2 protein-coding genes are annotated in these 10,571 nt (G+C 64.3%); one reads left to right on the plus strand and one right to left on the minus strand.

Annotation, left to right across the window (positions count from 1 at the left end; all coding sequences use genetic code 11):
• The coding region (locus ABD256_RS33960; RefSeq protein WP_344428645.1) for a hypothetical protein at positions 1-9,981 on the minus strand (9,981 nt) is incomplete at its 3' end.
• 328 nt (positions 9,982-10,309) lie between these two features.
• Here ABD256_RS33960 and ABD256_RS33965 point away from each other — a divergent pair.
• Positions 10,310-10,571 (plus strand): hypothetical protein (locus ABD256_RS33965; RefSeq protein ID WP_344428647.1); only part of this gene is annotated, 262 nt, incomplete at its 3' end.

Here is a 10,571-nt window from a genome sequence, read left to right on the forward strand (position 1 = left end):
CGAAACCCCCGAAAAATCAGCAGGAACAAGACCCACCAACTCGTGCCACACCACATCCGAAACCGGAGCATGCACCGGACGACTGAACACACCCAACCCGAACTCGTGGCCACCAGCATCGCTGTTCACGGATGCGCTGTCGGCACCTTGGCTGTTCGGTGCCCGCACTGGGCCTACGGACTCGTCCGCAGGGGTGGCGAGTAGCTGGGCGACTGACGGGTGAGCCGGTGCGGACGGTCCTCCCCCGCCGCTGGTCTGGTCCGAACCACCCAGCAACCGGTGCACCTGCCCCGTAACCAGCAACTGGGCCATCCGATTCGCCGGATCCCGCGACCCCGGAACCTGGTGATAGGCCCAAGCCAACCCCGGCTCGAAAGCCAAGATACGGCGCACCAACTCCCCGACCAGGTCCCGCTTCTCGCCCTGGTACTGCTGGCGCAACAACCGGCCCAACTCGGACCGCAAGGCGAGATCGAAGTCCGAGTCACGCACGGGGGCGGGCACGGTCATCAGCACCCGGGCCATCTTGGTGGCGGTCACCGCCACGGAGTTCCGCTGCTCCGATGGCACCCTGAGAGACGCCCAGTCCAGGCCCGCCTTGAACTCCAGCACCTTCGCCACAAACCCGCTCACGTCATTCCCGCTCCGGCCGGAAAGGGCCGACAACTCCTTCTCGAGGTGCGCTGTGAGCTTCGGGTCCCGGTAGGGCCCTTCCCGCACCCCACCGGGCCTGGTCCCCTGATGGGCGTCAGGTTCCGTGGGACCGCTCGCGTCGGACGGGTCGGGCCGCTGTTCCGGCGCCGGCGTGATCGCGTCCGGATCTTCGGCGGGCGGCGCGTTGGGCCGCGCCTTCTTGGCCATCCGCTCCACGGCCTTCGGCCTCAGCTCGGCCGGTACGACGGCCTTTTGGCCGGAACTGCTGGCCTCGGACTGCCGCGTCGACGGTTTGGCGGCGTTCGCGTTGCCGGAAGCGCTGTCGTCGGCCGCCTGCTCTTGGGCCGGAGGCGCACTGTGCGCGATCGCCATGACGATCTCGGCCAGCCCGAGCTCGGCCCCCTGCCGGGCGCGGATTCCGGCCGCGACCCGGACCACGTCGGCGGGATCGAAGCCGAGCTTCCGGAATGCTTCCGCGACCCCGGGTGCCCCCATGGCCCGGTACACCTCTTGCTGGTCGATCGGATCGATTTGGTCGAGGCTGGGCGCATCGCGCACCGCGTCACGGAACGTGGGCGACGTCCACCATGTGCCGAGCCCAGCAGCGATGCGGATCGAAACCTGCCGCAGAAGCCCCTCCTTGTCGTGGACGGCGTCGGGCAAGATGCTCCACCAGTACGCGAGGACCTTCCGCACCTCGCCGCGGATGTCGCGCTCCGCGAGCAGGACCGGATGGTGGGTGGCGGCGATCGCCGCGTTCGCCGCGGCCACCGCGGGGCCATCGCTCTGCACGGCGCCCGGTGGCACGAACGCCGCTTCGACCAGAAGCCGGACTTCTGTCCACACGGTTTGCGCCATCACCGTCAGCGGATTGGTGGTGGCGCTCGATGGCACCCAGGACCCCGGAGGAGGGGGCTTCTGCAGCACGCCGGAAAACGAGTAGGACAACCTGTACCCGGCCTTGAACCCGTCCGAAGAGAACCGGAGTCTGTTGGCGAGAATTTTCGCGATCGCGGTTAACATGGACTGATCAACCTGCCCCCAGTCCATAGTATCGGACATGATCTGCCTGGCCTTGTCCATGAGCTCGCGAGATTCGCGCGGTCCTGCCACGTCCACCAGGTGGTTCCAGCCGAGTTCTGCCTCGATCTTGAACCGGTTGGGCGCCCTTATGGTGCTCACCAGTACGGGCTCTATCCCTTCGGGGCGAGCACTTCCGTTGCCCAGCAGGACGGGTGCCCATGGCTCGGCCGGGGCCGAACGCAGTTTTCCGGCCAGCCGCCGAGACCACGAAAAAGCATCCGCGACGTTTACCCGGAAACCGAGGGGGGACCTGGTGATCAGGCGAGACGTGATGATCTCCACCAGTTCCGACTTTCTCGTCTCGCCGAGCTTCTTGTAGTCGTGAGTGTTATCCGCGATGGTTTGTGCGGTCTGTTTCAGCTCCGCACGCACTTTGTCGCTTCGCTCTCCCTCGCCTAGCCGCTTCACCACTGCTCGCGCTTTCGCGGCAGCGGTATCGAGATTCAGGAAATCCCATGCCTGCCCGACGTCATCGCTCGGCTGCTCGGCCGGTGCCGGCGATGAGGACCGTGACGGGGTCAAGGACTCCCGCACTCCCGGGCTCCCAGCGGTACCTCGCCTCTGCCGCTGCTCGTAGAGCGGCTCGGCCACCCGACGGGCATCGACCTGTACGGCCTGCTGGACGCGGCGGACGTTGCCGATGATGACGGTGCCGTCCGGCCCGTACCCGAGTGCGAACAGGCGCACTTCTCTCGACAACTTCCGCTCGTCCTCCGGGGAAAGCTGGGAACCAGCGTAACCGAGGACTTCGAACGTCCCGTCCTTCGGAACTACGTGCAACACCATCCCGAGACCGCCGCTCGGCGTCACTTCGAACACCATCGCGCTCGCCGTCCGGTCACGGCTTTCCTTCAGCGCGGAGATGACACGGTCCAGTCCGTCCTGGCCGTCACCCACGTAGGCCGCGCGCGGCACGGGGTCGTCGGGCCTGCTCGTTTCACGTTTCCCCACAGGAACGGGTTTCGCACCCGGGATTCTCCTGCGAAGCAAGTTGTGCGTCCCGGCCTCGCCTCGATCGTCCATCGCATCGAACTCCGGCGACTCCTCTTCGGGGAGCAGAATTGTCACAATCGTCACCTGGGCGGGATCCACCGTCCGGACGCGGTTCGAACGCTCGGCGGGAGTAGCCTTCAGGTCCTGCGCCAACTTCTCAGCGGACTTGACCAGTTCCGCCGTCAACTTGTTTTTGGTCAGCCTCTCCAGTTCCTCTTCGTCGTATTTTGACGCGACCGTATACGCCACCAACCGCGTCATGTCTTTCAGCGCGTAGCCCAGTTCGACGAGCCGACGGCGACCGAAATGCCGGGAAGCTTCTGCGGCCGCTCCCTTGAGCACCCGGTCGGGGATGTCGTCCTCCCAGGCGGCATCGATGTCATTTTCTACCGACGATCCCTCACTGGCAGCCCGGATGGCGTCATCCCACTCCTCCTTCGGCCGGAGCGTTAGGAGGGTAGAACCAAGCAGCTCAGAAATATGCATGTGGCCGGCATCCGGATCTCCCGCAGCGGAGGGGAAGGTACTGTTGCCGCGATGCATTATATAGGCGATCAACCGCGCCATCCCAGCCGAGCCCGATTCGATAATATCGCACAATTCTGAATCATGGATCACCGCGGCGACGTCCGCCAGGCCGGTCAGATATCTTGGAATCTGGGCGCGTCGCGCTTTCGCCAACAGAAGTTCTACATCATCTGCGCTCAGTTCAGCAGGCGTATTCCGCGCCGCCTTCAGCGCGAACTTCATTGCTTCGCGCACGCTGCCCGTATGGCGCCGTATCGAAATTATCGCGGCCTCGAGGGCCTCCTTGTTGTTGAGATTCGTCAGATCATGAGATGCCATGAGCAGCACCAAGGCTGTGCGCCTCATCTGCGCTCGAACCTGAGCCGGGAGACCGGCGAGCGCTTCCTCCACGGTCCGCGCGGGTGCGTCACCAGGTTCGGCTAGGCCGGTCCGGTCCCCGGAGGTACCGGCTACCCGGTATCCCTCGCCTTCCGGCACCAGCCTCGTACCCGGCGGCAACAGGTACCGTCCACCCGCGGTCACCAGCGGTGTGCCCACGTCAGCGATCACCCGCACCACGCCCGGCTGGCTCCCGGCCTTGCCCATCGGAGTGACGGGCAAGCCGACCTGGACTTGCCCGGTCTCCTGGTCCACCGCCCCGGCTCTGATCACCGCGGCGAAAACCGCCCGCCGCGGAATCGAGTTGCGCCGCGCCGCCCGGGTCAGCAGTTCACGCTGGTTCGCGGTCAAAGACGGCGCACCAGCCATTACCGAATCGAACGCCGCCCGCTCGTCATCATCAAGCGCCCGTTGCTTTGCCGCCCACCTCGCCAAGCCGTCTTCGGAAGCCGGAACCTCGACACCGTGCGAAGTGGCTTCCGAAACGGCGCCGGAGGGCCCGGCGAAATGCGCGGGCTGATCCGGGTGCCCGCGACCGGGCGCACCACCCGGCAGGCGCAGCAGGGCATGAGGATCGACCACCCTGCCGTCCGCCTTCGCGACCGCGACGATCTCCTCCACCAACCGCCCGGTGTTCTCCGGCCGGACCCGGAAATCCGGATCGGCCGCCTCCTGCTCACGACGCCACGTCTGCCACTGCTGATAAGCCCGCTCCACCTCAGCATCCGAAGCCTTCGAACCGTCCGGCCCCTTCAACGCGCTCGCAATATTCTCCCGCCGCACATCATCGAGCTCCGGCCAGCCGGAACGCTCGGACGTCTTCGTCTCCTGCGCGAACCGCTGTGCGAGGGCGTCCACCAGGCGCGCTCGATCGGCGGGGCGGTCTCCTGCCTGGTCCAGTTCCCGCAGTGCCCGCAGCACCTGTTCGTCGTCAGGCAGTTGGTCCCTGCTCAGCCGAGAACCGAGCTCCGGCAGCCGCTCCATGGCTGCCCACACGTACGGCCGCAGCACTGCCGCGTCCAACGACTCGTCGCTGAGCGTGTGGCCACGACCAGCCGCGCCGGGACGAGCCAAAGCCACCGGCTCGACCCAGACACGCACCTGACGGCGGTCCTCCTGGCTCGTGGGTGCCCATCGCGGCGAGCGACCCGGTCCGTCACCACGAGAGGACGTCACCAGCCTGACCGGCGCCGATTCCTCCTCGGTTAGTCCGGCTCGTAGCGTGTTCAGCCGTCGCTCGAGAATGTCCGCGACCACCCGAGCACGCTCGTTCCCGGTGGCCGCCGCGCCCTTGCTGCGCAGGCCACCGTTGCCACCGCCCTCGACATGGACGACGAGGCCTTCACCACCGGCCTTCACGACAGCCGCCGCCTGCTCCAGGACCTCGTCAGCGAAGTTCTCGAGCTTGCTCGGATCGGGCACCTCGAACTTCTTGTTCTCGAATGTCACGGACAAGGGATCGGGTCGCGGCTCGTCGGTAAGCCGGACCGGACCTACGTCCGGCAGCGCGGGGGGCACGCTCAACACCGGCTCCGGACCGTTCTCAGCAGCCCGTGACGCCGCCGCCGCTTTCCAGGCCTCGTCGTCGATCCGGCGGCTGGTCGCCATCCACCGCTGGAACTGGGCATACGCCGAACCGAATCCCTTGGCGCCGAGCTTGTTGCGCAGGTACCGCAGTTCGAAGGCACCCAGGGGCAGCTGCGCTCGGTCACCGTACGAGTCGAGCTCGTTGATCTCCGTCTTCAACCCACCGACCGCGTGCGACTGCGGCACCGGCTTTTCACCTGGCCGCAACGACTGCCAGGCCTGACGCAGGTAGTCACGCGGGCTGAATGGGCTCCCCCCCGCGCACATCTTTCGGTCGAGGGCGTGCTCACGAATCCTGTCGTCGCGGACGAGGTCCTGGTTCCTGCCCCGGAGCGTGCGATCGAAGGCGATGGTGAGCTCCTCCGCGTTGTTCTCCAAGTAGTGCTGGACGCGTCGGGGCAATCCACCTCGTATGACGGACATCGGCATCCGGGACAGCACCATCGTGAAGTTCTTCATCAGGTCGGCATCAGTGCCGTCGTCATCGTTGCCACCGAACTTCTCCCAGTTCAAGGTGGCGACCGCAGCCTGCGTGTAGACCAGTGCCGCGTACCCCGCGATCGCTGTCGCGTCGGCCTCCACCCCCTCGTCCCGTGCGAAGCTTAATCCGGCATAACCGTCGTAATCGGCGTACTCGCGGAACTCGTCGGCGATCGTTTGACCGAACGTCATCGCCTGCTTGAGGAATCGCGCCTCCAGCGCGTCCGCGGGTACCCCTTCCTCACGCGCTTCAGCGGCAACTGCCTTCAAGAAGCTCCACAAACCGAAGACCGGTACCCCGACGGTCAACTGCTGCGCGATCTGTTCCAGCCCCAGATCCTGCAGCTTTACCTGGGTCTGTTCGCCCCGGCCGACGGAGAACCCGTCCTCGTTGCCGAACAGGTCGGCGATGGTCTGGTCAGGGCGGGCATCGCGCAGCAAGCGCAAGACGCGATCGAACTCGCCCCAGACCTTGGCAGGGTCCGGCCTGCCCTGCTCCCCGCGCAGCACACCCGCCGGTTCTCCGACCTTTTCGGGGATCAACTCTCCCCCCACGAGGCTGTCGGTGACGAGCTTCGTGTACCGGCCCCTGACAAGTACGGGGCCGGTCAGCTGCACTTCGCCGACCTCCGACTCGGTCCCGATCGCGCCACCGCGGCGCCTGACGACCTGGCGCTCGGGATTCACGCCGACCTGGGCCACCTCGTCCGCGAGGTGCATCACGTCGCTCGGCCAGGAACGTTCGAGTGCCAACCAGTCGTCGAACGCCTCCAGTACTTCATCGTGCGACACAGGGCGCTTCGCGAGCCGCTCCATCTCCGAGCGCGCGAACACGATCCCGTGCTTCAGGAAGTCATGCTTCCGCTCCTCGTCCCGCGCGCGCTCGTTCGTTTCCGGTGTCTCGGGGGCCGGTTGTGTTTCCTCCGCACCGCTGGGGTTCTCCCCCGTTCCGGCCTTGCCGAGTTGCACTGCCAGGTCCGGTGCCACCGCGTGGTACGCCGCTTCGAAGGCGGCGTCGTCGCCACTGTCGAGGCGGTCCGGCCCGCCCGAGTTCAGCCAGCCCTCGTAGGCCGCACGCGCCCGCTCGATCGTGATCGGCTCCGCCGCCACCTCCTGCCCGGCTTCGCGCTGGGCCTCCACGAGCTCGGCGAGCTCGGCGCGAATCCGCTCCAGATGCGCCGGGGCGGCCACCCGCGGCCAGCTCGTGTCGACCGATCCGGGCTCGTCCGCCCTGCGCTCAGCGTCCCGCTCATCGCGCGAGATGTCCTCACCGGACTCTTCGCCGTGCGACTGCTTCGGCTCATCGAGTTCGCCACCAGGCTCATCTCGGTCAGCTTCGGAATCGTTACGACCGCGCCGAGGGATGTCACCCCCGCGCGCCGAGGTGTCGTCCTTCGGCTGTGTCGATGGCCCGATGCGGTTGGGGGTCTTCGCGTTGTCGGCCGTGCTGTCGTCGGTCGCGTCCGTGTCGACCGGCGGCGGGACCTTCGGGAGTAGAAGACCGTTATACACCGCGTGGTACGCCGCGTTGAAGGCGGAGTCGTTGGTGGGACCTGTGTGCCCGGCCGCAATCCGCCAATGCTCGTATGCCGTGCGGGCCTGATCGATCGTAGCGGGCCCCGTTCCCGGATTCCCGGCTCCTTCAACGAAGTTCGTGACCTCCTCGATCCCACGGCGGATCTGCTCCAGGTGTGCGGGGGCGGCCACCCGCGGCCAGTTCGCACGGTCACGGCCGTGTTCGTCGCGCTCAACCTCGAGATCGTCTTGATCGCGCTGAGAGTCGCCGTGCTCCTGACCCGAAACGTCATTGTCCAAGCCGAGGTCGCCGTCGCCGCGAGCGGTTGAAGTCTCGCGCAGCCTGTTGAGCGTGAAACGGGAGGCAGTCTCTTCACCGAGACTCTCGAAAGTCTCGATCAATTCCTTCCTTGCCGCTTCAACTGCCGCGGGATCATCGAGTGCGAGATGTGTTCCATTCTCTTCGAGCGACTCCACATACTTTATTATACTCACCTGCGGGGCGGAGCCCTGCACATTTTGCACAGCGTCATCTTCTGGCGAAATGAGGACCTGGGCACGACCATCTTTGCCGTTACGCCTCGTTCGAGACATACCTTGATCATCAACATTGGGATGGAGGCCCGAAGGCTCCAGAAGTATCACATCGAGATTCCACGCATCAATATCCGCACCACGGCCGACTATGTCGGTACCGATAAGAACCTTGATTTCACCCCCAACCTTGTCAATAACTTTCTGAAGGTTGGGATAACGATCCGCTTTCTGTTTCAACAACCACTTTATATCAACGGCCGTATGTTCGACAGATTTGCCGTTGATTGGATTGTCGTTCATGTAGTCCGACAGCTTTTTAATTTTCGCGTTGTCGTGCGAAATAATCAAAGTCGGTTCGGGATTGACATGGACAAACTCGTTGACGTATTTGAATTTGCTTTCAAGGTCGGGCATTATATGAACAGTGGTATTCTCACGCATATCATCCAGGAAACGGTTTGGGATCCTTCGCACCGCCCCGGGGAGGCCGATACTCTTGAGCAGCGGCTCCATACCTTCCATAGTTCCGGACATAGCCGTGACCTTGGGGTAGCGACCGAAAAACTCGGGCGCGGTGAGCACCCTACTGTTGCTGCTATCCGAGTCCGCGCGAATCTTCAGATTCCACTCCGCTTCGACGGCCTGCCCCAGACCCTCGTTCCAGCGACTTTCGTTCCCGGTCTTCGGATCCGACATGGCGTCGCCGGTACCCCGGTTGACTAGGACAACTCGACCCTCTCCTGTCGTGAAGTCGATCACATAGTCCTCGTCCAGCTTGATGTCTCCCAACCTCACACGGGCGGCGTTGTTGATCCGTCGTTCTTGTTCGAGGCTCAGGGAGTGGCCCATCAGTTTCTCAACTTTAACCCGCCCTTCAACGGTGAGTGCGGACTGCGCAGGCCGCTTGTTGCCTACGTGCCCGAAATCCTCCTTCGTAAGCGGACGATCCGGCTGCTTCTCCGTGGCCAACCAGTCATCAAGTACCTTCTTGGCCTTCATGACCTCGCCCGCAACATAAGGGGACGCCTCTTTGTCCGCCAGAAAGGAAAGGATCCACTGAGGAGGTGTGAGGCACGAGGTGTCACCCTCGTCGTAAAAAAGCCTCAACCGTGTTGACCCATCATGGGCCTCACCAGGTAGCCTGCCCGTCTTGTTCAGGTGGTGCGCTGCCTCGTCGACCGAACCGATATAGATCGTCGGCCGACCGGGACTCGGGACCGGCGGCGGCCTATCTGAATCTATCCAATGTAGCGTAAATCCCAGATCGCCGAGAATTTCCATGTGGTGTACGGAGGCAATGGTCGCGAGATAGTCATTGCTAGTCAGGAGATGAATCCCGTCGAATTCTGGTTCGACTGCTTCCAGTATGGAAGCAAGCAGGTATGCAAGGGTCTTTCCCTCACCGGCTCGCATCTGGTAGTGAATGTCGACCTTCGGATTTTCTCGCATCTGGTCGACCGCGTCCACTTGCCCCCAGTACATCGATTTATCGGTATGCCTGCGGGTCATTTCATAAGCCGCCGCAAATTTTTCATCCGGGCTGCCGAAAAACACCATTTCCCGCAGTTGCGCTCCCGTCAACTGGTCCAGCCTGCTGCTTGGGTCGGCGTGGTTGTACCGGTCCTCGAGGACGAGCAGCTTCCGAGCAGTCTCGTGCCGCAGGTTCGCGCCAGCCATCCAGGATTCGTAAGCAACGCGCGACCCGGGATCTGACAGGAGTTTATATTTCCCGTTGGGCTGAAGCCCGTAGCCTTCGTCCTTTTTCCGGAAATACACAGCTTTTTTCGCCTGACGGTCCCAGATCACCTCAGTCGCAATAGGGAGCAATGTTGACGTACCGTCGGAAAGCTTGACCAAACGCGGGACGTGCAACTTTCGAAGGAAAATCTCGCCGTACTCGCGCTCGCGCAGACGCGACCAGTGGCCGTCCGGCGCTCGGTCATAGCTCTTCCCAGTTGGGAGCAGAAGCAATTTGGGTTCACCGTTGACGTCGATCCACATCTTTGTGCCCGCGGGCAGTTCGGCAGCGAACGGCTTGCCCGACCTGTCCGTCGCCTCAGAGCGAAACGAACCGCCATGCTCGGTGATATGCCACCCGCTGTCGTCGCGCTTCCAGAGCATCTTGCCGATGATCTCCAGGTGCGAGCCTCCGCCTGGACCGCCGGGGTCGCTCGGGGAGGTCTGCCGGTGCGGTGGTCCGGTGTGCTCAAGATCGCCCACCGGCACCACGTCACCTTGGTGGTCATGCTCGTGGTGCGACTCGTGCCGATCGTTCCGGCCACGGTGCTTCGATTCCCCCGCGCCGTCGACGTGCGAACCCGGTGTGCGGGGACCGAGGCTGCTCGTTCCGGGCCGCGGCAGGGGTGGTTCCGACCCGACGCTGGGCCGCGGCGGCGGTGCGTCTGAACCGCCGGTCGACTTCTGGTTGTGCCTGCCGCCCTTCCCGCTCTCCGTGGACGAGTGCGCCGGGGCGGAAGAGTCTTGCTTGGGGCCTCCCGATTCGGTGAGCGGACCGCCATCTCGGGACTTCGGCTGCTCACCCTTGACAGCTGGCTTGTCCGGCAAAGACTTCTCCGCCAAAGGCTCCTTCGGCAAAGGCTCCTTCGGCAAAGGCTTCTCCGGCAAAGACTTCTCCGCCAAAGGCTCCTTCGGCAAAGGCTTCTCCGGCAAAGACTTCTCCGCCAAAGGCTCCTTCGGCAGCGGCTTCTCCGGCAGCGGCTTCTCCGCCAAAGGCTCCTTCGGCAGCGGCTTCTCCGGCAGCGGCTTCTCCGCCAAAGGCTCCTTCGGCAGCGGCTTCTCCGGCAGCGGCTTCTCCG

Origin of the sequence: Amycolatopsis minnesotensis (genome assembly GCF_039529815.1) — a bacterium.
GTDB lineage: Bacteria > Actinomycetota > Actinomycetes > Mycobacteriales > Pseudonocardiaceae > Amycolatopsis > Amycolatopsis minnesotensis.